The 22,588-nt window shown below is 74.4% G+C and carries 25 protein-coding genes; 17 read left to right on the forward strand and 8 right to left on the reverse strand.

The window, feature by feature from the left end; translation table 11 throughout:
* Positions 1 to 83 precede the first annotated feature (83 nt).
* The 5 genes from ADL22_RS23365 to ADL22_RS23385 form a co-directional block, all read right to left on the reverse strand.
* A complete protein-coding gene (locus ADL22_RS23365; RefSeq protein ID WP_066983135.1) occupies positions 84 to 605 on the reverse strand; it encodes a MarR family winged helix-turn-helix transcriptional regulator in 522 nt (173 codons plus the stop codon).
* A 144-nt stretch (positions 606 to 749) separates the two neighbouring features.
* Positions 750 to 1,577, reverse strand: a complete 828-nt coding sequence (gene ppk2, locus ADL22_RS23370; RefSeq protein ID WP_066983138.1) for a polyphosphate kinase 2 — start codon at positions 1,575 to 1,577, stop codon at positions 750 to 752.
* A gap of 112 nt (positions 1,578 to 1,689) precedes the next feature.
* Positions 1,690 to 2,769, reverse strand: a complete 1,080-nt coding sequence (locus tag ADL22_RS35810; RefSeq protein WP_234430823.1) for a hypothetical protein — start codon at positions 2,767 to 2,769, stop codon at positions 1,690 to 1,692.
* 133 nt (positions 2,770 to 2,902) lie between these two features.
* Positions 2,903 to 3,826, reverse strand: a complete 924-nt coding sequence (locus ADL22_RS23380) for a universal stress protein (protein WP_066983141.1) — start codon at positions 3,824 to 3,826, stop codon at positions 2,903 to 2,905.
* 217 nt (positions 3,827 to 4,043) lie between these two features.
* Positions 4,044 to 4,541: a DUF488 family protein gene (locus ADL22_RS23385; protein WP_079064383.1), complete on the reverse strand. Its 498-nt coding sequence runs from the start codon at positions 4,539 to 4,541 to the stop codon at positions 4,044 to 4,046.
* A 311-nt stretch (positions 4,542 to 4,852) separates the two neighbouring features.
* On the opposite strand from ADL22_RS23385, the gene ADL22_RS23390 reads away from it, so the two are divergent.
* The 5 genes from ADL22_RS23390 (at position 4,853) to ADL22_RS23410 (ending at position 12,388) form a co-directional block, all read left to right on the forward strand.
* On the forward strand, positions 4,853 to 5,389 hold the full coding sequence (locus tag ADL22_RS23390; protein WP_066983145.1) for a ferritin-like domain-containing protein: 537 nt from the start codon (positions 4,853 to 4,855) through the stop codon (positions 5,387 to 5,389).
* A gap of 217 nt (positions 5,390 to 5,606) precedes the next feature.
* Positions 5,607 to 6,065, forward strand: coding sequence for a hypothetical protein (locus ADL22_RS34925; RefSeq protein ID WP_159048713.1), 459 nt, complete (start codon positions 5,607 to 5,609; stop codon positions 6,063 to 6,065).
* A gap of 25 nt (positions 6,066 to 6,090) precedes the next feature.
* Positions 6,091 to 10,686 (forward strand): cation-translocating P-type ATPase, encoded by a 4,596-nt coding sequence (locus ADL22_RS23400; protein ID WP_066983150.1) that lies wholly within the window; start codon positions 6,091 to 6,093, stop codon positions 10,684 to 10,686.
* 61 nt (positions 10,687 to 10,747) lie between these two features.
* Positions 10,748 to 11,656, forward strand: a complete 909-nt coding sequence (gene ligD, locus ADL22_RS23405; protein WP_066983153.1) for a non-homologous end-joining DNA ligase — start codon at positions 10,748 to 10,750, stop codon at positions 11,654 to 11,656.
* Between the two features lie 60 nt (positions 11,657 to 11,716).
* Complete coding sequence (locus ADL22_RS23410) at positions 11,717 to 12,388, forward strand: endonuclease (protein WP_066983156.1); 672 nt, start codon at positions 11,717 to 11,719, stop codon at positions 12,386 to 12,388.
* Between the two features lie 30 nt (positions 12,389 to 12,418).
* On the opposite strand, the gene ADL22_RS23415 is transcribed toward ADL22_RS23410, so the two are convergent.
* Entirely contained in the window at positions 12,419 to 12,976 is a 558-nt protein-coding gene (locus tag ADL22_RS23415; protein ID WP_066983159.1) for a DUF3291 domain-containing protein, read from the reverse strand.
* Positions 12,977 to 13,272: 296 nt separating this feature from the next.
* Positions 13,273 to 13,515 (reverse strand): hypothetical protein, encoded by a 243-nt coding sequence (locus tag ADL22_RS23420; RefSeq protein WP_066983162.1) that lies wholly within the window; start codon positions 13,513 to 13,515, stop codon positions 13,273 to 13,275.
* 375 nt (positions 13,516 to 13,890) lie between these two features.
* Between ADL22_RS23420 and ADL22_RS23425 the strand changes: the two genes are divergently transcribed.
* Positions 13,891 to 14,688: an alpha/beta fold hydrolase gene (locus ADL22_RS23425; RefSeq protein ID WP_079064369.1), complete on the forward strand. Its 798-nt coding sequence runs from the start codon at positions 13,891 to 13,893 to the stop codon at positions 14,686 to 14,688.
* The gene (locus tag ADL22_RS23430) at positions 14,685 to 16,079 is read left to right on the forward strand and encodes a hypothetical protein (protein ID WP_066983165.1); all 1,395 of its coding nucleotides are present in this window, start codon (positions 14,685 to 14,687) and stop codon (positions 16,077 to 16,079) included. The genes ADL22_RS23425 and ADL22_RS23430 overlap by 4 nt, the downstream gene beginning before the upstream one ends.
* A gap of 49 nt (positions 16,080 to 16,128) precedes the next feature.
* On the opposite strand, the gene ADL22_RS23435 is transcribed toward ADL22_RS23430, so the two are convergent.
* A complete protein-coding gene (locus ADL22_RS23435) occupies positions 16,129 to 16,620 on the reverse strand; it encodes an HPP family protein (protein ID WP_066983168.1) in 492 nt (163 codons plus the stop codon).
* 318 nt (positions 16,621 to 16,938) lie between these two features.
* Between ADL22_RS23435 and ADL22_RS23440 the strand changes: the two genes are divergently transcribed.
* The 10 genes from ADL22_RS23440 to ADL22_RS23485 all read left to right on the forward strand — a co-directional run bounded on the left by ADL22_RS23440 (position 16,939) and on the right by ADL22_RS23485 (position 22,561).
* On the forward strand, positions 16,939 to 17,628 hold the full coding sequence (locus tag ADL22_RS23440) for a hypothetical protein (RefSeq protein ID WP_066983172.1): 690 nt from the start codon (positions 16,939 to 16,941) through the stop codon (positions 17,626 to 17,628).
* A gap of 6 nt (positions 17,629 to 17,634) precedes the next feature.
* A complete protein-coding gene (locus tag ADL22_RS23445) occupies positions 17,635 to 18,549 on the forward strand; it encodes an SRPBCC family protein (protein ID WP_066983176.1) in 915 nt (304 codons plus the stop codon).
* A 127-nt stretch (positions 18,550 to 18,676) separates the two neighbouring features.
* Positions 18,677 to 18,967: a gas vesicle protein gene (locus ADL22_RS23450; protein ID WP_066983179.1), complete on the forward strand. Its 291-nt coding sequence runs from the start codon at positions 18,677 to 18,679 to the stop codon at positions 18,965 to 18,967.
* 71 nt (positions 18,968 to 19,038) lie between these two features.
* Complete coding sequence (gene gvpJ, locus ADL22_RS23455; protein WP_066983184.1) at positions 19,039 to 19,524, forward strand: gas vesicle protein GvpJ; 486 nt, start codon at positions 19,039 to 19,041, stop codon at positions 19,522 to 19,524.
* A gap of 3 nt (positions 19,525 to 19,527) precedes the next feature.
* Positions 19,528 to 20,241, forward strand: a complete 714-nt coding sequence (locus tag ADL22_RS23460) for a GvpL/GvpF family gas vesicle protein (protein ID WP_066983187.1) — start codon at positions 19,528 to 19,530, stop codon at positions 20,239 to 20,241.
* Between the two features lie 35 nt (positions 20,242 to 20,276).
* Entirely contained in the window at positions 20,277 to 20,528 is a 252-nt protein-coding gene (locus ADL22_RS23465) for a gas vesicle protein GvpG (RefSeq protein WP_066983190.1), read from the forward strand.
* An 87-nt stretch (positions 20,529 to 20,615) separates the two neighbouring features.
* A complete protein-coding gene (locus ADL22_RS23470; RefSeq protein ID WP_199836361.1) occupies positions 20,616 to 21,095 on the forward strand; it encodes a gas vesicle protein in 480 nt (159 codons plus the stop codon).
* Entirely contained in the window at positions 21,092 to 21,895 is an 804-nt protein-coding gene (locus ADL22_RS23475) for a GvpL/GvpF family gas vesicle protein (RefSeq protein WP_066983193.1), read from the forward strand. The genes ADL22_RS23470 and ADL22_RS23475 overlap by 4 nt, the downstream gene beginning before the upstream one ends.
* Complete coding sequence (locus tag ADL22_RS23480) at positions 21,892 to 22,164, forward strand: gas vesicle protein (RefSeq protein ID WP_066983422.1); 273 nt, start codon at positions 21,892 to 21,894, stop codon at positions 22,162 to 22,164. Before ADL22_RS23475 ends, ADL22_RS23480 begins: the two co-directional genes overlap by 4 nt.
* Positions 22,154 to 22,561, forward strand: coding sequence for a gas vesicle protein K (locus ADL22_RS23485; protein ID WP_066983196.1), 408 nt, complete (start codon positions 22,154 to 22,156; stop codon positions 22,559 to 22,561). The genes ADL22_RS23480 and ADL22_RS23485 overlap by 11 nt, the downstream gene beginning before the upstream one ends.
* Positions 22,562 to 22,588: the final 27 nt, after the last annotated feature.

Raw genomic sequence — 22,588 nt, forward strand, 5'->3', positions numbered from 1 at the left:
TGCCTGGGAGCGGTTGCCTGGCGCGGTGCGGAGCGGTTGCCTGGTGCGGGGCGGAGCGGTTGCCTGGCGCGGGGCCGGGTCCGCTACAGGGTGTCCGTGAGGGAGTCGGCGGGCGGTTCGCCGGCTGCCTCGGCCAGGGCGCGCAGGCCCCGCACCAGTTCGGCGCGCCGGCCGGCGGGGAGGCGGGCGACGATGGCCCGGATCTCGCGGTGCCGGTGCGCCAGGACGTCCTCGACCAGCCGCCGGCCGTCGTGCCTGAGCCGGAGGATGACCTCGCGGCGGTTGCCCGGGTTGGTCTGGCGGTCGACCAGGCCGCGGGCCTCCAGCTTGTCGACCATCCGCATCGCGGTGGACGGGTTCACGTCCAGCGCGGCGGCGAGCGCGGCGAGTTTCACCGGGCCTTCGCCGTGCAGGACGACCAGGGTGCGCAGTTGCGGCAGGGTCAGGGTCGGTTCGGTCTCGGCGAGGGCGCGGGCGGAGAGCGCGACGAGCAGGCGGGACGCCGTCATGACGGCGGCGGTGACCTCTTCCACGGTCTCGTGCAGCTCGTCCGCCGGCGGTTCCGGCGCGGCCGTCCGCCCGCCGTCCTGTGTCTGTCGCCCCATATCCCTGTTATATCGCTTCACGTATCGGCCTCCGGGAGGGTGAAGTGGTGTCCCTACCCCAAGTGGGCCTGGATTACGTCGCGTTGGGTGCCCCGCTGGTGGCGTCGGGGCCGCTCGCCGGGAGCGGGTGGGCGGCGGTGGCGGCTACTCCAGGCCGGCCGCGTGGTCGGGGACGTACGTCTGGAGGGCGCGCGGGGGGCGCTGGTAGGACGTGGCCGGCGGGCGCGGCGGGAGGTCCAGACGGGGTGGGAGGAGGTCGCGGTAGGGGACCGTCGTGAGGAGGTGGGCGATCATGTTCAGCCGGGCCCGGCGCTTGTCGTCGCTCTCGACGACGTACCACGACGCCTCGGGGATATCGGTGTGCGCGAACATCTCGTCCTTGGCCTGGGAGTATTCCTCCCAGCGGGTCAGCGACTCCAGGTCGATCCGGGACAGCTTCCAGCGCCGCACCGGGTCCGCCAGCCGCCGCCGGAGCCGCTGCTCCTGCACCTCGTCGCTGACCGAGAACCAATACTTCCGCAGCAGGATCCCGTCCTCCACCAGCATCCGCTCGAAGACCGGGCACTGCCGCAGGAAGAGTCGGTATTCGTCGTCGGTGCAGTAGCCCATGACCCGTTCGACTCCGGCCCGGTTGTACCAGCTGCGGTCGAAGAGCACGATCTCGCCGGCCGAGGGCAGCTGCGCCGCGTACCGCTGGAAGTACCACTGGCCGCGTTCGCGCTCGGTGGGCCGGGGCAGGGCGACGATGCGCGCCACCCGGGGGTTGAGGTGGGCGGTGACGCGGCTGATGGTGCCGCCCTTGCCGGCCGCGTCCCGCCCCTCGAAGATCACGACGAGCCGGGCGCCCTCCGTGCGCACCCACTCCTGGAGCTTCACCAGCTCCGTCTGCAACCGGTACAGCTCCCGCCGGTACCGCTTCTTCGACAGCTTGCCGGGGGTCCGGCCGCCGCTGCCGTCCGGTGTGTCCGCCATGCTCCGACGGTACGGAGGAACGGGCCGGGCCGCGCCCTGGGGCGTCTGCGAGGGCGTCCGCGGGCGGCCGGACGGGCCTGGTGGGGCGCGGCCGGTGTGAGGCCCCGGCCCGTCAGTGCCGTGAGCCGGCGGATACCGAGGTGGATGCGGGTCCGGGGAGCGGGCGGGTCCGCAGCCAGTAGGAGCGGGTGGCGAGCGCGAGGGCGATCCCGTAGCCGGCGAAGGCGGTGAGGCCGATCCAGGCGACGGTCAAGGCGTCCTGCGGGGAGGAGAAGTCGCCGGGGCGGATCGTCAGCGCGCCGGTCGTGGCCAGTGCGCAGTAGCCGACGCCGAGGATGCCGTAGGGCAGGAGGGTCGCGGCGCCGAGCAGGGCGGGGGCCAGCGGGAGGGAGCGCGGTACGCGCCGGCCGCGCAGCAGCGGCGTCCAGCGCGGGAAGACCTGCCCCCACGGCCGGACCAGGCCCCAGAGCAGGAAGAGGCCGAGCGCCGCCAGCAGCACGGTGGCGTCCAGGCCCCAGGACTCCAGGGTGAGCCAGACCGCGGAGGCGCCGTTGCGGCGGGAGCTGGCGAGGATCTGCGCGATGTCCGTCCCGGCGAACGTCCCGCCGAACGCCCAGAAGGTCTTCATCGCGCAGTACGGCAGGAAGGCGACCGTCCCGGCGACGGCGGCGAGCTGTACCCGGGCGGGCGCGCGGGACGGGGCCGGGGCGCGGGTGCCGGCGGGCGGGCGGCGCTGGGAGCGGCCGGTCGCGGCGAGCAGCACCGTGCCGAGGGCGGCCAGGGCGCGGTTGGCGGCGGCCGGCCAACTGTCCACGCCCTGGCCGAAGATGAGGGTGATCACATCCATCAGCAGGCTGAAAGCGGCGAGTCCCGTCAGCCCGCAGACGGTGAAGAGCAGCCCGCGCAGCCAGGGCCGCGGCCCGCAGCGCATCACCGCGGCACAGGCGGTGGCCGCCAGCGCGCCCACCGCCACCACGGCCCAGTCCAGCGCGGCGGGCGCGGGGGTGCCGCCTGCCCGGAAGAGCGGCGTCCCGGTCAGCGCGGCGGCGAGGCCGAACGCGGCGTATACCAGCGCCCAGGTCAGGGCTGTCTGGCCTGCCCACCTCGGTTGTGGCCGCTGGTGACCGTGCCACCTGCGCCACCGGGTCCTTGCCGTCCGCGCTGTCTGTGCCGCCTGGCCGTTATCGCTCATGGTGTGAAGGTCGCACTCGCGGGGGTGGGGTGGATCGGCCGGCAGGATGATCTGCCTCCGCCTGCCGGGGGAAGGGTGACTGGGACGAGGGCCGGGGGAGCGGCCGGAGGAGCGGCCTGGTGAAGGAGGCCGTTCAGGCGGGCGGTGCGGTGGTCCGGGGGACGATCGCGAGCGGGCAGCGGGAGTGGTGGAGGAGGCCGAGGACGACCGGGCCGAGGGGCATCGGTGCGCGGTGCGGGCGGCGGCCGATGACCAGCAGGCCGGTGCCGGTGCAGGCCCGGAGCAGTACGGTCGCGGCTTGGCCGGCCGCCACCTCCTCCGCCACCCGGACCCCGGGGAACTTCTCCCGCCATGGGGCCAGGCATGCGGCCAGACCGTCCCGTTCGACCGCCGCGCCCTCCGCCTCGTCCAGCGCGGTGGTCAGCTCGTTGTACGGGGCGCCGGGGGCCGTGGCGGGCCTCCACGCGCGCAGGGCGCGCAGCCGGGCGTGATGGGCCGCGGCCGTGGTGAACGCGTAGGCCAGCACCGCGTCGCTCTCCGGCCCCAACTCCTTGACGCCGACGATGACTTCGGGCCCGGGGCCGGCGGAGCACTCCTCCTCGCGGACCGTGATCACCGGGCACCGCGCGCGTGCCAGCACCCGCAGGCTCACCGAGCCCAGCAGGAAACCGGCGAGGGTGTCGTGCCCGCGTGAGCCGAGGACCAGGAGCGCGGCCGCCGCACTGCGTTCCGCGAGCGCGTCGGCGGCGTCCTCTCCGGACAGTTCGGCGGTCACCCGGAGGCCGGGGTGGAGTTCGGCGGCCAGCGCTCCGGCGCGTTCGAGCACGGTCGCGCCGTAGCGGCGCCGTTCGTCGTCCTGGCCGGAGGACGTCGGAGAGGACGACGCCGAGGGCGCCGGCGAGGAGGTCGGCCAGGGCTGGGACGTCCAGGAGTGCAGCAGATGCAGTGGCAGACGCCGGGCGGCGGCCTCCCCGGCGCCCCAGCGGACCGCGGGCGCGCCGGCCCCGGTGCCGTCCAGTCCTACGAGAACCGCTCCTGCGAGGACCGCGCCGCCCATACCGCACGTCACCTCATCCGCCTGGTGTGCCTGGTGTGCCTGGCCTGCTCGGGATGGTTGGTCTGCTCGGGATGCCTGGGGTGCTCGGCATGCTTGGTCTGCCTGAGGTGCCTGGTCCGTGTCACCCCTCCGGCCTGTGCGCTCGGGTGCCCTGAGCCCAACGTGTCACAGGAGGCGGGGGCGTGCATAGGGCCAGTCGCGCGGGGTGGGCCGGTCGTCAGTCGCCGAGGCGTTGCTGACCCGCGTCGTAGACCAGGAGCCGCCGCTCGGGCAGGAGGCGGGCCTCGGGGCTGACGGGATGCGGGCGCGACCGGCCGTCGTGCATGAGGTGGCGCACCTCGATGCCGCGGGCCAGGACCACGAAATCGGCGATCATCTTGCGGTGGCAGCGCCACCACACCGTTTCGGCGCACATCACGGCGGTGCGCTCGGCGGCCGCCTCGGCGAGCAGTTCGTCCACCGCCGCGACGAAGTCCGGGGTGCGCATATGCGCGGCGTAGCCGGCGAAGGACTGGTTGCGCAGGGCCGTGTCGGGGGTGTCCGGACGGGCCTTCCGCCAGCCGCCGAGCCGCTTCTCCCAGCGGTAGGCGAGGCCCGCCCGCGGCATCCAGCGCGCCATGGCGTCGCGGCCGGCGTCGGGATTGTGCCGGCTGCCGGGCGCCGTCCGCACATCGACCAGGCGGCGCACCTCGGCGTCCCGCAGCAGGCGCGTCATCTCGTCGGCGGTCGCCGTGCCGTGTCCGAAGGTCAGCAGCACCGTCTCTCCAACGTCGGGCGGCTCGGGGAAGAGGGGTCTTTATACCCGGTGGCCGGGCGCCGCCCCGGTTCCGCCCCGCCGCGCGCATCCGCGTTCCGCAGGGGTTCTGTACGTGTGCCGCGCGTGTCCTTACGCGTCCCGTGCGTGTCCCGTACGCGTTCCGTGCCTGTCCCGTACGGCGAATCGGTGGCAACCGGGGCCGGGCGTGTGGGAGGTACCCCGGGGTGGAACATCTGCCCGGACAGCGGACCCCGGGCAGTGGGAGAGAGATGGCAACCGACGACTTCGTCCTCGATGTGAGCAGGATCCGGGCCGAGGCCCGGCAGAAGATGGAGGCCGGACCGGTCACCGGAACGTACGGCCTGGACCAGGAGAAAGTGATCTCCGTCCTCAACGACGTGGTCGCCACGGAGGTGGTGTGCTGGCTGCGCTACACCCGGCACGCCATCTCCGCCACCGGGATCGACCGGGCCCAGGTCGCCGCGGAGTTCACCGAGCACGCGGCTGAGGAACTGGAGCACGGCCGCCGGGCCGCCGAGCGGATCTCCCAGCTCGGCGGCCGGCCCGACTTCGACCCGGCCGGGCTGGCCCGCCGGGCGCACACCGACTACACCGCGCCGGCCGACGACGATCTGCAGACCATGCTGAAGGACAACCTCGTCGCCGAACGCATCGTGATCTCGACGTACCAGGAGATCGCGCGCTGGCTCGGCGACCACGACCCCACCACGCGGCGGCTCATCGAGTCGATCCTGGAGGAGGAAGAGGAGCACGCCGACGATCTCCTTGATCTGCTGGCGGGATAGCCGACGGGTCGGCTGGCTCCCGGCCCCGGTGAGCGGATTTCCCGGCTTGCGCGCCGCCTCCTGCGCACGGCGCTCCTATGGTGGAAGGAGCGACCCAGGGAAGGCGCCCCGCCGCGAGGGGCCGGGCAGCCGAGCCGGCTGTGAGGTGTGGTCCGGTCCGGTTGACGCGGCGCCGACGGGGCACCCGTCCGTGCGACAGCGCCGATCGGATACGACCATGAACGAGCAGCCAAGCAACGAACACGGTACGAACGAACACGGTACGAGCGAGCAGCGTACGACCGAGCAGCGTGCGAGCGGGCAGGTGGCGGCGGGTGTGCGGCCGGTGCCCGAGGCGGCCTCGGCGGCGGCGTCGAAGGTGCTCCACCCGGTCGGCGCGGTGACGAGCACCGTGCGCCGCCTGCCGGGGGCCGAACGGGTCAGCGGGGCGTTCGACGGGGTGCTGGACACCGTTGGGCTGGTCTCGCCGCGGGCGCGCCGGATCGCCGCCTATACGGGCGCGGGGCTGCTGGGCGCGTTCGGGGCGGTGGAGTGGCCGGTCGCGGCGGCCGGCGCGGCGGCCGTGTGGCTCACCCAGAAACGGCCCGAGCGGCCCGAGCGGCCCGAGCGGCCCGAGCAGACCGACCGCCCCGAACGGACCGGGGACCCTCAAGAGCCGCCCCGGCCGACCCTGTAGCCCCCACCCACCCGCGAGGTGAACCATGGTGGTGCGACACCTGACCCGCATACCGGGCGCGGGGCTCGGCCTCGCCCTGGGGGCGCCGGCCGCCGCCGCGCGCCGGGCGCTGCCGACCGCCCGCACCCTCACCCGGCTCGCGGCGGGCGCGGCCGGCGCCGGGCTGCGCGGCACCGCGCACACCGCGGCGGCCGCCGCCACCACGGCGCGGCTGGTGGGCCACGTCTCGCGCAACGCCGCCGAGACGGGCAAGGGCTACTGGCAGGCCGGCACCCGGGTGCAGCTGCCGCTGCGGCCCGGGCCCGGAGCCGGCGGACGGGCGCGGAGCGCGGAGGCCGCGGCACGCAAGGTCGCGGCCGGACTGGCCCAGCGGCCCGATGTCGTCACCGCGTACTGGGACGGCGGACTGGCCCGGCTCGTGGTGCAGATGACCAAGGACGCGGTGGCCGACCGGGTCATCGAGGGCGCCGGCGAACTCGCCGGCGCCCACCGGCTGGAGCGCGCCGACGACGACGTCCTGGAGACCGGCCACCCGGACCACATCGGCGGGGTCCGCGCCCAGGCACTGGGCCTGGCCTGCGACGCGGTCGGCCTGGCCACCGCGGTGGGCGCCCGCACCCTCCGCCTGAAGCACGCCCCCCGGCTGCTCACCGCCGCCACCGGGCTGCTGCGGGAGGACCCCGGTATCGCCGCGGCGCTCCGCAAGCGGCTCGGTGACCCCGGCTGCGATCTGCTGCTGGCCGCGGCCGGCGCCGCTTCGTACGGCTTCGGCCGCTCGCCCGGCGCGCTGGCGCTGGACGCGGTGCTGCGTACCGGTCGGCTGCTGGAGGCCATCGCCGGTGCCGCCGCGTTCGACGCCGCGCAGGACACCGTGTGCGGGCCCGGCCGCCTGAGCCTGGCCGGCGAGCCGACCGCCCGGCCCGCGCTGCGGCCGCTGCCCAGCGAGGAGTACGCGGCGCAGGCGGTGGCCGGCGGGCTGCTCGGCGCCGCCTCGGCCGCCCTGGTGGCCCGCGATCTCGCCGAGGCGGCCGAGGCGCTGGTCGCCGGCAATCCCAAGGCCGTGCGCTACGGGCCGGCCGCGTTCACCGCGGCGCTCGGCACCGAGCTGGCCCGCGAAGGCGTCCTGGTCCGCAATCTGGAGCGGCTGCGCCGGCTGGAACTCGTCGACACCGTGGTGCTGCACCCGGACTCCCTGCGCGGCACGGCCCGTACGGTCCTCCGGGTCCACCCCAGCGACCCGGAGTGGGACCACGACCGGCTGTGGCAGGCGGCGGCCGACGCCCTGGACCCGGCCGGCGCCGAGCCCGGCGTGACCCTGCGCCCGGTCCCCGACCAGGAGGGCCCGGCGTCCGGCCAGGACGACCCCGGGACGGGGCTGATGGTCGCGTCCTCCGGGGACCGGGACGTGGGCACGGTCCTGGTGGGCCGGGAGATCGATCCGCTCGCCGAGGCCGCCCTGGACGCGGCCCGCCGCGCCGGACTCCACGTGGTGGTGGCGGACGACGGCACGCTGGGCGACTTCGGGGCGCTCGCCGATCAACGGGTGGGCGCGGAACGGCCGTTGGCGGAGGTGGTGCGGGAACTCCAGGGGGAGGGGCGGGTCGTGCTCACCCTGGCCCGGGTCCCGGCGCCCGGCGGGGAGCTGAGCGACGCCGGCCGGGAAGTGCTCGACGGGCTGCTGCGCGGCGATCTCGCCGTCGCGGTGACCGACGACCGCAGCGCGGTGGTATGGGGCGCCGATGTCCTCGTCCCGCGCGGGCTGGAGCCCGCCTGGCGGCTGCTGGCCGCGATCCCGGCCGCGCGCACCGTCGCCCGGCACGCCAAGACCTTCGCCGAGGCCGGTGCCGCGCTGTCCGGGCTGCTGGTCATCACCCGGGGCCGGCGCACCGCCGGCACCCTCTCCACCGGCCTCCGCCTCTCGCCCGTCCACGCCGCCGCCGGTGCGTCCCTGGTCTCCGGATGGCGGGCCGCGCTGCGGGTCAGCGTCCGCAGCGCCCCGCACCCGCCGCCCCGGGTCCCGTGGCACGCCCTGTCGCCCCAGCAGGCCCTGGCGCGCCTCCGGGCCACCGCGCGGGCCCCGGGCGCGCTGCCCGGCCGGGACGAGGCCGCGGAGGCGGCCCGGTGGATCGCGGGGCTCCCGGTGTTCGCGCCCGTACGGCCGGCCTTCCAGCTGGCCCGCGCGGTCCGTTCGGAGCTGGACGACCCGCTGACGCCGGTCCTGCTGGTCGGCGCGCTCGCGTCCGCCCTGCTGGGGTCGGTCGTGGACGCGCTGCTGGTCACCGGCGCGCTGGGGATGAACGCGCTGATCGGCGGCGTCCAGCGGCTGCGCGCCGAACGCGCCCTGTCCGCCCTGGAGATACGGCAGCGGCGTACGGCCCGGGTGGTCGACGGCGACCGGACCCGTACCGTCGACGCCGACCACCTCGCGCCCGGCCAGGTCATCGAGGTGCGCACCGGCGAGGTGGTGCCCGCCGACGCCCGGCTGCTCGAACTCGACGACCTGGAGGTGGACGAGTCCGCGCTGACCGGCGAGTCGCTGCCCACCGCCAAGCAGCTGGCCGCGACGCCCGAGGCCCCCGTCGCCGACCGGCGGTGCATGCTCTTCGAAGGCACCACCGTGGTGGCGGGGCAGGCCCGGGCCGCCGTCGTCGGCACCGGCGACGGCACCGAGGCCGGCCGCGCCGCGCACCTGGCCGCCCGCACCCCGCCCGCGCCCGGCGTCCAGGCCCGGCTGCGCGAACTGACCAACCGCAGCCTGCCGTTCACCCTGCTCGGCGGCGCCGCCGTCGCCGGGCTCGCGCTGCTCCGCGGCCGCCCGGTGCGCCAGGCCGTGCGCGGCGGACTCGCGGTGGCGGTGGCCGCGGTGCCCGAGGGGCTGCCGCTGGTCGCCACCGTCGCGCAGATGGCGGCGGCCCGCCGCCTCAGCCGCCAGGGCGTCCTGGTCCGCACCCCGCGCACCCTGGAGGCGCTGGGCCGGATGGACACCGTCTGCTTCGACAAGACCGGCACGCTGACCGAGAACCGGCTGCGGGTGATCCGGATCGCCACCGCCGGCGGGCAGCTGCACGACGCGGGCACGCCCGAAGCGGAGCCCGTGCTCCGGCCGGCCGCCCGCGCCTGCCCGCCGCCGGCCGACGGCGCGGCAGCGCACGCCCACTCCACCGACGAGGCCGTCCTCACCGCCGCCCCCGACGACCCCGACTGGGAGCGCGCCGGCAGCCTGCCCTTCGAGGCCAGCCGCAGCTACGCGGCCGCCACCGGGCGCGAGACCGGCGGCGCGCGGTGGCTGGTCGTCAAGGGCGCGCCCGAGGTCGTCCTCCCCGCCTGCGCCGGCGCCGGGGACGAGGCGGCCGCCGCCGCGACCGCGCTCGCCGACGAGGGGCTGCGGGTCCTCGCCGTCGCCACCCGCCGTACGGACCAGGAGGACGAGGCGGCCGGCGACCCGCTCGACCAGCCGCTGGACCGGCTCGAACTCGCCGGATTCGTGGCGCTGGCCGACTCGCCGCGGGCCGGCTCCGCCGAGCTGGTGGCCGGGCTGCGGCGGGCCGGCGTACGGCCCGTCATGCTCACCGGCGACCACTCGGCGACGGCCTGCGCGGTGGCCACCCGTATGGGCTGGCCGGAAGACGCCGAGATCGCCACCGGGGACGAACTCGCCGCCCTCGACCAGGCGGGACGGGCCCGCCGGCTGCGCGACTGCGATGTCGTCGCCCGGGTCGCGCCCGAGCAGAAGGTGCAGGTCATCGAGGCGCTGCGGGAGGCCGGCCGGGTGGTGGCGATGGTCGGGGACGGCGCCAACGACGCCGCCGCGATCCGCGCCGCCGACATCGGCGTCGGCATCGCCGCCCGTGGCTCGGCGGCCGCCCGCAACGCCGCCGACCTCGTCCTCACCGGCGACCGGATGACCGCGCTGACCGACGCCGTCGCCGAGGGCCGCGCGCTGTGGCGCAGCGTGGCGGACGCGATCTCGATCCTGATCGGCGGCAACGCCGGCGAGATCGGCTTCTCCGTCCTGGGCACCCTGCTCTCCGGCGCCGCCCCGATGTCCACCCGGCAGATCCTGCTGGTCAACCTGCTCACCGATATGTTCCCGGCGATGGCCGTCGCGGTCACCCCCAGGGACGACGCCCAGGCCGGCGGTGAGGAGGCCGCGACACCGCGGGCGGGCCTGGCCGCCCTGGAGGAACCACTCGCCTGCCAGATCCGCCGCCGCGGCGTGGTCACCGCGCTCGGCGCCGCCACGGCCTGGCTGATCGGCACGCTCACTCCTGGCTCCGCCCGGCGCACCAGCACCATGGCGCTGTGCGGCGTGGTGGGCGCCCAGCTCACCCAGACCCTGGCCGGCCGCCGGCGCAGCCCCCTCGTCCTGGGCACCGTCCTCGGCTCGGCCGTCGTACTGGCCGCCCTGATCGAAACCCCCGGTATCAGCCGCCTCTTCGGCTGCCGCCCGCTGGGGCCGGTCGCCTGGGCGGGCGTCGCCACCGCCATCGCCGTCGCCGCCGCGGCCCCCCGCGTGCTGCCGCACCTCGAACGCCTGCTTCCGGACGCCGTGGCCCGCGCCCTGGCCCCCGTCACGGCGACCGGACCCGCCACCGACCCGCCCACCGAGGGAGGAGCATGACGCGCCCCACGCCCGGCCCCGCCCACCGCGCCCGGACGGCCCGGACCCCGGGGAGGCCCCGATGAGCACCAGCCGCACCCTCCACGCGTCCGGCCGCACCGTCGAACTCGCCCGGCCGGACAAGGTGCTGTTCCCCGACGACGGCATCACCAAGGCCGACCTGGCCGCTTATTACCGGACGGTCGCCCGCCGCATCCTCACGCAGTTGCGCGGCCGTCCGCTGATGCTGGAACGCCACCCCGACGGCATCGGCGACCCCGGCTTCATGCAGAAGGACGTCCCCGACCACTTCCCCGACTGGATCCACCGCGCCGAACTCCCCAAGGAGGACGGCACCGTCACGTACGCCCTGTGCGACGACACCGCGACCCTGCTCTACCTCACCGGCCAGGGCTGCCTCACCCCGCACCGCTTCCTCTCCCGCGCCGACCGGCCCCACCACCCCGACCTGCTGGTCTTCGACCTCGACCCACCGGGCCGCGACTTCACCGCCGTACGCGACGCCGCCCGCCGGCTCCACGATCTGCTCGACGGCCTCGGCCTGCCGTCCCAGGTCATGACCACCGGGTCCCGCGGCCTGCACGTCCTGGTGCCGCTGGACCGCCGGGAAAGCTTCGACGGCGTCCGGTCCTTCGCCCGCGACGCCGCGCGGATCCTGGCCGCGCGCCACCCCGACCACCTCACCACCGAGCAGAGCAAACCGGCCCGCCGCGGCCGCCTCTACCTCGACATCCAGCGCAACGCCTACGCCCAGACCGCCGTCACCCCCTACGCCGTCCGCGCCCGCCCCGGCGCACCCCTCGCCGCGCCGCTGACCTGGGACGACGTGGACGACCCCGAGCTGACGCCGCAGCGCTGGACGCTGGCCACCGCCGAGCAGCTGCTCAAGAACGACCCCTGGCGCGGCAGCCGCCCCCGCGGCCGCTCGCTCGGGCCCGCCCGCCGGCGCCTGGCCGCCCTGCGCGAGTGACGCCGCCCGCGGCCACCGCCACCGGAATCCCGCCCGACACTGCGCATTGCGAGGTGTGCCATGACCACCGGCAAGCAGACCGGCAAGCAGACCGGCAAGCAGCACGAACAGGTCGCGGAACTGCTCGACGCACACGGCCGGACCTACGCCGACGAGGCCGGTATCACCCTGCGCGACAAGCCCGCACCGCTGTACCAGCTGCTGGTCCTCACGGTGCTGTGCTCGGTCCGCATCAAGGCCGATATCGCCACCGACGCCGCGCGGGAGCTGTTCGCGGCCGGCTTCCGCACCCCGCGCGCGATGGCCGACTCGTCCTGGCAGGACCGTGTGGACGCGCTGGGCCGCGCCCACTACGTCCGCTACGACGAGAGCACCGCGACCGCCCTCGGCAAGGGCGCCGGCCTGGTGCTGGAACGCTGGCACGGCGATCTGCGGCGGATGCGCGAGGAGGCCGGCGGCGACCGGGACCGGCTGACCGGACTCCTGCGGGACGTCCCCAGGATCGGCCCGGTCGGCGCGGGCATCTTCTGCCGCGAGGTCCAGGCGGTCTGGCCCGAGTTCGGCCCGTTCTTCGACCGCCGGACCTGCGACACCGCCAAGGAACTGGGCCTCCCGCACACCCCCGAGGGCCTCGGCGGCCTGGTGCCGGCCGAGGACCACGCCCGCCTGGCCGCCGCCCTGTTCCGGGTCAGCCAGTCGAAGGCCGCGGTGCGGGAGCTCCAGGCGGCTTAGGGGCCGGCTCCGTACGTCCTTCGGGCCTGGTCAGCCAACCCGCTCGCGCTTGGGCCCGATGCCTTGGACCCTGGTCGGGGTGCCGTCCGGGGCGAACGAGTGGTGGAATGTGAAGGCGTGCGGCGTGGCGTCGTGGTCGCGGAGGTGTTCCAGCCTGGAAACCGCGTCCTGCCAGGTGGGTATCGCGTCGTCGGAGGCCCACCAGAACACGTAACTCGGGTGTTCGGCCCGCTCGAACCAGTCGTGGCGCCGGTTCAGCGCCGTACGGTGCAGGCCGGTGTAGATGGCCTCGAAGGCGGGGCGCAGACCGGTCCAGAGTGAGAGGGTCGCGGCCAGGGCGGTGGTATCCGCCGTCCGGCCCTTGCCGTACCAGGCCGGTACGGCGAACTCCCCCCACGCGCCCCAGTCCAAGTCGAAGTGCGAGCCCCGGTCACCCTCCGCCGGTTCGGCGTGCGCGAGGTATCCGGGGTGCCGGCTGATCTCCCGGTAGACGGCCTCGCCGAGGTCGTAGAACTCGCGGATGAGAGGTGCGGGATCGGCGAGAGGTGACTTCAGGACGCCGAAGGTGTACAGCGCAAGACGGGGCATGCGTCTCTTCCTGGTTGGGGTGCCTGGTGTGGACCCGTTTCGATGGCTTGCGCAGGGCGGCCAGGAGTTGTGAGGCGTGACCAACCCATCCCGTTGCGGAGGGCTCAGGCTGGAGGAACTCCTGTGCGGCCGTGGGCGATTGCCGAAGACCAGGTGAAGATAGCGGCCTGTGCGGTACATGTCGACGTTGCGTTTTCCCTCGCCAAATGCCCTCTTGTACCGGTCATCGCGGGGGCGGGCGGGGCCTTCGGGTCCCGCCCCAGGGCGATGCGCGTCGATCCGAACGCGCCGACCGCTCAGGTGCCGGAGCCCGGTTGGGTCCGGCTCAGGCCGCTGGGGGTCTGCACGATGTCGCGGAAGGCGGTCATGCAGGGGGAGCAGTGGCTCTCGGTCGGCTCCTCGGCGTGGGATGAGCGGCTGGACCCAGGTGGCGGCAGCTGCCGGCCGCACAGCGTGAGGCGTGCCGGGACGTCCGCCATGATGTGCCACACCAGCTCGCTGGTGCCGGTCGCCGCCGGGCCCGGATGCATCTCGTACATCGGCTCACCCCTCTCACCGCGCGTGCCGGTCCGGTCCACCGCGGGTGGTTGCCCACTGCCGCGGTGACGCGGCCGCGCCGCCACGCGACCTGTCGGTCACGCCGGTGCGCGGCCCCGCTGGGGCGGCCAGGACGGCACGCTTGCCTGGCTCCGCCCGCCTTCTCCATGGAATCCCGGGGCACCCGACCGGACCATCGGCGCTCCGCCACTCGGGTGGTCACCGGGGCTGTGACCTGGGCGGGGACGGGAGCGGCCGCCGAGGTGGGGCGCGTACCCCATTGCACCGCGTCCGCCGCGGGCCCGCCGCCTGAGTGGACTGCGCCCGCGGCGGGAACGCGGCAGGCGACGGACCGGGAACGCGGGTAGGGATGACGTATGCAGCGGAGCGCAACGACGCAGCGGATCACGGTGCCGGTGCGGGACGAGCCGGTGGTGGCCTGGCGCAGCCCCGGCCGGCCGCCGGCGGTGGTGTGCGTCCACGGTGCCGGGGTCTCCAGCCGGGAGTTCCAGCCGTTCCTCGGCGAGCTGGGGCGGCGGGGGCATGACGCCTGGGCCGTGGACCTGCCCGGGTTCGGTGCCAGCGGCAGACCGCCGGGGCCGCCGGTGCTGCGGGCGCTGGCCGATACGGTCGCCGAGTGGCTCGCCGCCGCCGGTCTGGAGCGGGTGGTGCTGCTCGGCGGGTCGTTCGGCTGCCAGGTCGTCGTGGACGCCGCCGTGCGGCATCCGGAGCGCGTGGCCGGGCTGGTGCTGGTGGGACCGACCGTCGATCCGGCCGCCCGCGGCTTCGGGCGGCAACTGCTCCGCTGGCTCCGCAACTCCCCGCACGAGCGGCTGTCGATGGCCCCGCTCAACCTCGCCGACTACCGCGACGCCGGCACCCGCCGCGTGATCGGAGCGTTCGGCGAGAGCCTGCGCGACCGGATCGAGGACAAGCTTCCGTACGTCGACCGGCCGGCGCTGGTGGTCCGGGGCGCCCGGGACCGGATGGTGCCCCAGGAGTGGGCGGAGGAGGCGGCCCGGCTGCTGCCACGGGGGCGGCTGGCCGTCGTACCGGATTCCGGCCACATGGTGCCCTACCGGCGGCCGCGGGAACTGGCCGAGACCGTCGCCGCGTTCCTGGCACGGCACGGCCTCGCGCATTCCGGGGACGGCGCGGAAGGGGGGCCGGTGTGAAGGCGTCCAGGGCGGTGGCCTCGTTCGACTCGGCCACCGGAATGCTGCGCGCGCTGGCCCGCTTCCACGCGGGCCGGGACGTGCCCGCCCTCGGCCGGGCCCCCGCCGCTCTCGACGGTCCGGCGTCCGCCCTGCTCGGCGCCGCCAACCGGCTGCCGACCGCCGTCCAGGACCGGGCGTACGCGGCGAGCGGCTGGGCCAGCGCCATCCCGCCGCGCACGGCGGGGCAGGTGCGCGCGGACGCGCTGGCCGACTGGGTCACCGGCCACTACCCGCGCCGGCGCTACCCGGTGATCTTCATCGGCTCGGCCAACGGCGCGCTGGTCCATCTGGCCGCGGCCCTCGACGCCGCCTGGCTTCCGCAGACTCTCCTGGTCCCGGTCCGCCGGCACGGCGTCGCACCGGACGATCCGCGCGGCGACCTCGCCGCCGTCCGCGACGCGGGCCGGGCGCTGCTCGACGCCAACCCCGACTTGGTGCTGCACCATATGCACGACCCCAACCAGGACCGGCTGATGATCGCCGAGATGACGTACTTCCGGCTCAAGTGGTCCCGGCTGCCGGCCGCGTACCGCCGCTTCGTCCGCGACCACCTCGCGCCCGGCGGCCGGATCGTCGCCGTCGACTGCGGGCTGCGCTGGCCCACCACCGCGATCGGCGAACGGTATCTGTTCCAGTTCGGCGCGCTCGGCGACGCCACCCCCGAGGAGTACCACCAAGGCAGCCCCCGCGTCGCCGATCTGCTCTCCCGCTACGGATCGGCCGCCCGCCGCTGGGACCCGCCGGCCCCCGACGGCGAGAGCCCCGAGGCGGAATGGGGCTTCCGGCCGGAGCTGCTCGACGACCTGTCGGCCTTCGCCGGGCAGCACGGCATCGGCCTGGACGTGCTGCGGTTCCCCGCGCCCCAGGCACTCAGCCCGGCCGTCGCCGACCTCTACCGCGCCTGGTACGAGCGGCGGAACGTCCCGGCCGACCGCCTCCTGGTCGAGTCGTTCCTGCTGCTCGACCCCTGGCAGGCGCTCCGCACCGGCTCGGTGCCGTACTGGGCGGTCTTCGGCACCGAGTCCTGCCGGGCCGGTCTGGCGGACTACCTGGACTCCACCGCGCCGTACGACGAGATCCGGGTGCTGCTGTTCAACCACGGCACCGAATCCATCGGCCTGGCCGGTGCGGAGGACTGGCGCCGGACGGCCGCCCGGGCCCGCAAGGTCGGCGTGCTGACCGGGGTGGACGCCGCCGCGTACCCGCGCGATTTCGCCAGTCTGCTCCGCACGCACCGGGAGCTGCGGAAGATCCGCACGCGCTATCCGATGCCCCAGCCGCTCGGCGTGGAGGGGGCCGCGGATGCCCTCACGTCCCGTAAGGACGTTGACTGGCGGCCGGCCATGTGAGGCGGGGCGGCGGGCCGTTACCAGGCGGTTGGGTTATCAGGCGATGCCGTTACCAGGCGACGGGGTAGCGGACGGGGTGGCCGCCGATGCGGCCCGGCAGCAGGCCGAGCGCCACCAGCAGAACGGAGGCCAGCGCCAGCAGCAGGAGGAAGGTCGCCGCGTGCGGGGCCTGGAGCACGACGATCACGGCGGTGGCGACGGCCGGGGAGTGCGAGAGGTGGGTGAGCATCATCGCGCCCATGGAGACACCGGCGGCGATCGCCGCGCCCCAGGCGGTACTTCCGGTCAGCGCCAGGGTGCCGTAGCCGATGAGCGCGGAGAGCAGCTGGCCGCCGACCAGGTTGCGGGGCTGGGAGAGCGGCAGCCGGGGCGCGCCGTGCACCAGCGCCGCGCTGGCCGCCAGCGGCGGGATCAGCAGCGGCTGGTGCAGCAGGACGCCGACCCCGACCAGGATGAGCAGGGCGCCGATGGAGAACGCGGTGGCGCGCAGCACGTGCAAGGGGTGCGGTCTGGGGTCGGCGGCGGACGGGGGCGTGGACATGTCTGGCTCCGGGCAGGATGACGGGGACGCGCGGATCATAGACAAAATGTTGATGGGGGTACGGGGGAGTCCGGTCCGTGGAATGCCTGGTGGGTGGGTGCCTGGGGGGCCGGGTGCCTGGATGCCTGGCCGTTTGACTGCCTGGCTTCGTGGGTGGCTGATGCGCGCATGCCTGGACGCCTTGGTGTCTGGCCGCTTGATGTCCGGCGAACGCGGGCTTGCGGGGCCACTCTGGAGATATGGCGCGGAAACCCCCGGCGGTGGTCAGCACGGCCCCCGCACGGGCCGCGCGGCATGTCCAGGGAAGGTGACACACCCATGGAAGATGCGACCAAGGCCCTGGTGGCCGCCGCGTTGGCCGGTGGTTATGTGCTGGGCCGGACGAAGAAGGCGCGCTTCGCGCTGAGCCTGGCGTCGTACCTCGGCGGCCGCCAATTCGGGCTCGATCCCCGGCACCTCGTACGGGACGGGGCCCGCAAGCTCGGCGATATCCCGCAGGTCGCGGAGCTGGGGGAGCAGCTGCGGGGCGAGGTCATGACCGCCGGGCGGCAAGCCGTCACGACCGCCGCCCACCGGGGCGTGGCATCGCTCGCCGATTCCCTGCACGAGCGGACGCGCCGGCTCACCGAGGGCGAGGAATCGTCCGGGGACGAGGAAACCTCCGGGGACGAGGAAGAGTCCGAGGGCGGGCCGTCGGAGGATGAGTCGGCCGAGGAGGAAACGGCCCGGTCGCGGGACGAGTCGTCCGAGGCGGAGTCGTCCGGTGAGCGGAAGGGCACGACGGCGAGGAAGGCGGCGGAGAAGAAGACGGCGCCCAGGAAGCCGGCCGAACGGAAACCGGCGGCACGGAAAGCGGCCGAGCGGAAGCCGGCCGGGAAGAAGGCGGCCGGGAAGGAGACGGCAGGGCGGTCCGCGCCCGCCAAGAAGGCCGCGGCGCGGAAGAAAGCGGCGCCCGGCTCCCGGAAGAGCGCCGAAAAGGCATCGCCGCGCGAGGGGCGTCGGAGGTAGGCGATCATGGCCAAGCTCGCACAGGAAGACATCGGATCGGAACTCGATCGACTGCGGGACGAATTCGGCGAATTCATGACGGCCTGGGCCGGCAACCTGGCCGAACGGGCCGGGGGCAAGCTCAGCGACGTCGCCGGACAGCTCTCCGACGTGACCGAGAACGGCGGCTCGCTCTCCCAGGTCGGGTCCGCGCTGCTCGGCGGCGGCTCACCCCTGACGAAGGCGTTGGGCGGGGCGGTGAAGGGCGCCGGGGGAAATGTGCTGGAGAAGGTCAAGGAAAGCTTCGGCGGCGGAAAGAGCGCGTCGGGGGACCGCAAGGTCACCAACATCATCGAGGTCATCGACGTCGGGCTGCCGGTGCGTACGGTCTACAACCACTGGACGCAGTTCGAGAAATTCAGCAGTTTCACCAAGGGTGTCCGCAGCGTCTCGGCCGGCGATGAGGTGAGCAGCAACTGGAAGGTCAAGGTCGGCCCCTCGACGCGCGGCTGGGCCGCGACCGTGCAGGAACAGGTGCCCGATGAACGCATCATGTGGACCTCCGAGGGCGCCAAGGGCACGACGCGGGGCATCGTCACCTTCCACGAGGTGACCTCCGATCTGACGCGGATCGTCCTGGTCGTCGAGTACTACGCCACGGGGCTTTTCGAGAAGGTCGGCAATATCTGGCACGCGCAGGGGCGCCGGCTCCGGCTCGACCTCAAGCACTTCCAGCGCTATGTGAGCCTTTCCGACGAGGAGCCGGAGGGCTGGCGCGGGGAGATACACGACGGCGAGGTGGTCCTCACCCACGAGGAGGGCCTGGAAGAGGAAGCGGGCGAAGAGGAGGGCGAAGAGGAGGAATCGGAGGAAGAGCCGGAGGACGAGGAGGAGGGGGAAGAGGAAGAGGAAGAAGAGGAGGGCGAAGAGGAAGAGCGCTGATCGCGGGCCCGCGCGGCCGGGCCGTGTGGAGAAGGTGAGCCCGGAACGCGGTGCCATACCATGGAGGGGCGCCCCTTGCACGTGGCGTGGCGCGGAGGACGTAACGTCTTCGATCGCGGAGAGAGATATGGGCGCTGGCGAAAAGGGCCGCACCGGTCGCGTTTCCGCGCGGGCGGCCATGCGGAACGCCGCCGAGCAACTCCAGGAACTGCTGGGCCGCGCTCCCGAATCCGTTTCCGCGGTCACGCCGACCTCGGACGGCTGGCAGGCGGACGTGGAAGTGCTGGAGATGGAGCGCATCCCCCCGACGACCAGCGTCATGGCGAGCTACCGCGTGACGCTGGACGAGGAAGGCGAACTCGTGGCATACGAACGCATTCGCCGGTACACCCGCGGTCAGATCGACAAGCGGGCTTAGCCGCTTTCCGTTTCCGGGTGGCGTACGAGAAGGCCGGCCCGTCAGCCGGGCCGGCGGTGAGAGGAGGCACCATGACTGTGGTGCCGCAGAGTGAAGGAGCCCTGGCCCGGAATGCCGGGGGAGGAGGCTCGGGAAACCTCTACGACGTACTGGACCTGATCCTCGACCGCGGACTGGTCATCGATGTGTTCGCCCGGGTCTCGCTGGTCGGTATCGAAATCGTCAAGGTGGACGCCCGGATCGTCGTCGCCAGCGTCGATACGTATCTGCGTTTCGCGGAGGCGTGCAACCGCCTGGATCTGGAATCCGGACGCAAGGCGCCCGCACAACTCCCGGACGTGATGGGCGAAGTCACCGAGGGCGGTTCGAAGGGCAAGGCCAAAGGCGCCCTGGCGGGGGCGGCGGAAGCGGTCGGCGATGCCCTCAGGGGCGGCGGCGGACGCGAGGAGAGCCGGAGCGGAGACGAGGAGGACGAGGCGGACGAGGGCGAGAAGGAGCCCGTCGAGAGCAAGCGGGAGCGATCGGTGCGGCGGCCGGTCCGCCACCGGAAGGAATGACCCATGACGGTGTATGTCTATTCCATTGTCCCGGCCGGTCATCCGCAGCGCCTGGACGGCGTGACCGGTATCGGCGACCCGCCCGCGGAACTCCGTACGGTGCGCGGCGGTTCACTGTCCGCCGTGGTCAGCGATTCCCCCGCGGAACCGCGGCCCAAGCGGCGGGATATCGCCGCCCACCAGACCGTGCAGGAACGGCTGATGGCCGACGGCGCCGTGCTGCCGATGCGCTTCGGTTTCACCGCCGCCGACGACGACGCCGTCCGGTCCGTGCTGGAGGACCGCGCGGACGCGCTGACCGCTCAATTGGCGGCGGTGGAGAACTGCGTGGAATACAACCTCAAGGTGGGTCAGGAGGAGGAGAGCCTGCTGCGTCAGATCCTGAACGATTCGGATGAGGCGCGGCGGCTCAACGACGAGATCAGGAGCGGCAGCAGCAGCCCGGAATTGCCGCTGGCTCTCGGTGAACTGGTCGTCAAGGAAGTCCGTACCCGCCAGGACCAGCTGACCGCGGACATCGTGGCCGCGCTCCGCCGGTTCGCCCGCCAGGAGCATCTGGCCCAGGCGGTGGGCGACGATTTCCTCAACGTCTCGTTCCTCGTGGAACGGGGCAGTGAGCAGCAATTCCTCGCCGCGGAGAAACAGCTCGCGGAGGAATTGGGCGAGGGTTTCGACGTCCGGCTGCACGGTCCGCTGCCCGTTTACAGCTTCGTCTGACCATCCGCAACGAACACCGTCACAGGAGGGTGGACATGGGCCTGCTGACGCAGATCGCGACGCTGCCGCTGGCGCCGGTGCGCGGGGTGGCCTGGGTCGTGGAGCGGCTGGTACAGGCCGCGGAGGACGAGTGCTACGACCCCCGGCCGGTCGAGCGCGAACTCGCCGAGCTGGAACAGGCCCTGCTCACCGGCCAGATCGACGAGGAGACCTTCGACCGGCGCGAGGACGAACTCCTCGACCGGCTCGCGGAGATCAGGGCGCACCGCGGTGGCACGCTCACCTGACCCGGGGGCCGCGGCACCGGCCGGACCCGCCCCCGTACGCACCGGCCGGGACGGCGCACCGCACCGGCCGGGTGAGGAGGGACCGCCGTGAGCGAACCCGTAGCCAGGGGGCTGGGCAATCTCCCGTCCCGCGCGGACCCGTACGGCCACGGCTCGTCGGCCAACCTCGCCGACATCCTCGAACGCGTCCTGGACAAGGGCATCGTCATCGCCGGCGACATCCGCGTGAACCTGCTCGACATCGAACTGCTCACCATCAAACTGCGGTTGATCGTGGCGTCCGTGGACAAGGCGAAGGAGATGGGCATCGACTGGTGGGAGCACGACCCGTCGCTCTCCTCGCACGCCTCGGACGGCTACCGGTCGCTGGCCGACGAGAACAAGCGCCTGCGCGCCGAGATCGAGGAACTGCGCGGCGGCGCGGAACTCCCGCCCGCCGAACGCCCGGAACGCCCCGGCCGCACGGACGACAGGGCACGCACCGATGACAGGCAACGCACCGGTGACAGGGCACGCACGGAAGGCGGCGACGCCCCGCCGCGCCACCGCGAGGAGCGGGAGCCATGAGCGAGGTGACCTACGCCTACGGGGTGGCCCGGGACGCCGACGGCACCCTGGAGGAGGCGCTGGCCGGCGTCCCCGGGGTGGCCGGTGCGCCGGTGCGCCTGGTGCGCGCCGAACGCCGCGGCGATGTCGTGGTCGCGGCCGGTTCCGTACCGGCCGACGACTTCGACGAGGCCGCGCTGCGCACGCATCTGGAGGACCTGGACTGGCTGGAGGCGGTGGCCAGGGCCCACCACCGGGTCATCGAGCGGCTCGCCGGCCGCACCACCGTCCTGCCGCTCCGGCTGGCGACGGTCTATCTCAACGACGACCGAGTGCGAGCGATGCTCGGCGCGCGGCTGGAAGCCTTCGCCCGCCGCCTGTCCGAACTGGACGGCCTGCTGGAGTGGGGGGTCAAGATCTACGTGGACGCGGCGGAGGCGGAGCACGACGGGGGTCCGGCGGAGCCGTTCGCCGGGTCCGGGCGGGACTACCTCCGGCACCGGCGGGCGGCGCGGAACGCCCGCGACGACGCCTACCGCGGCGCCGAGGAGGCCGCCGAGCGGGTGTCGGCGGCGGCCCGCGGGTACGCCGTCGAGCGGGCCCGGCACCGGCCCCAGGAAGGCGCGCTGGCCGGCGGCAGCGGCGAGAACGTGGTCAACGACGCGTACCTCGTCCCGGTGCGCCGCGCCGAGCAGTTCCGCACCGAGGTCGAGCGGGCCGCCGAGGGGCTGCCCGGTATCCGCGTCGAGGTGACCGGCCCGTGGGCGCCGTACTCCTTCACCGCGGCGCCGGAGACCGCCGCGCGCGGGAGCGGGCCGTGACGGCGCCCGGCGGGCCTCCGGCCGTACCGCCCGGCGGGCCTCCGGCCGCACCCCGGGGCACGCTTCCCGAGCGGCAGGTCGCGCTGATCGACCTGCTGGACCGGCTGCTCAGCGGGGGCGTGGTGCTCAGCGGCGATCTGGTGCTGTCGATCGCCGATATCGATCTGGTGCGGATCTCGCTGCGGGCGCTGATCGTCTCCATCAGCGCGCAGAACCCGTCCCCGTGGCAGCCTCCGCCCGCGCCCGCGGACCGGGGCCATGACCGGTGACGGGGGCGCCGCCGGCGACCGGTTCGCCGAGGTGGCCGATGCCGCGGCCCGCGCGTTCCGGCTGCTGCCGGCCGCCCCGTACGAGATCCGGCAGGCGCGCGCGGGCCGTTCCCGGGGGGCGCCGCACCGGATCACCACCGGGCCCGACACCGTCGAACGGGATCTGATCCGGCTCGTGCTCACCCTCGTCGAGCTGCTGCGGCAGCTCATGGAGCGCCAGGCGCTCCAGCGGGTGGACGCCGGCGACCTCACCGAGGAGCAGGAGGAGCGGCTGGGCAGCACGCTGATGCTGCTGCACTCCCGGATGAGCGAACTCTGCGCGGAATACGGCCTGTCGCTGGCGGACCTGAATCTGGACCTCGGGCCGCTGGGGACGCTGCTGCCCCCGGCGGAATGACCTGCCGAGCCCGGCGCCGCCCGATCC

This window comes from Streptomyces sp. NRRL F-4489 (assembly GCF_001509485.1).
GTDB lineage: Bacteria > Actinomycetota > Actinomycetes > Streptomycetales > Streptomycetaceae > Streptomyces.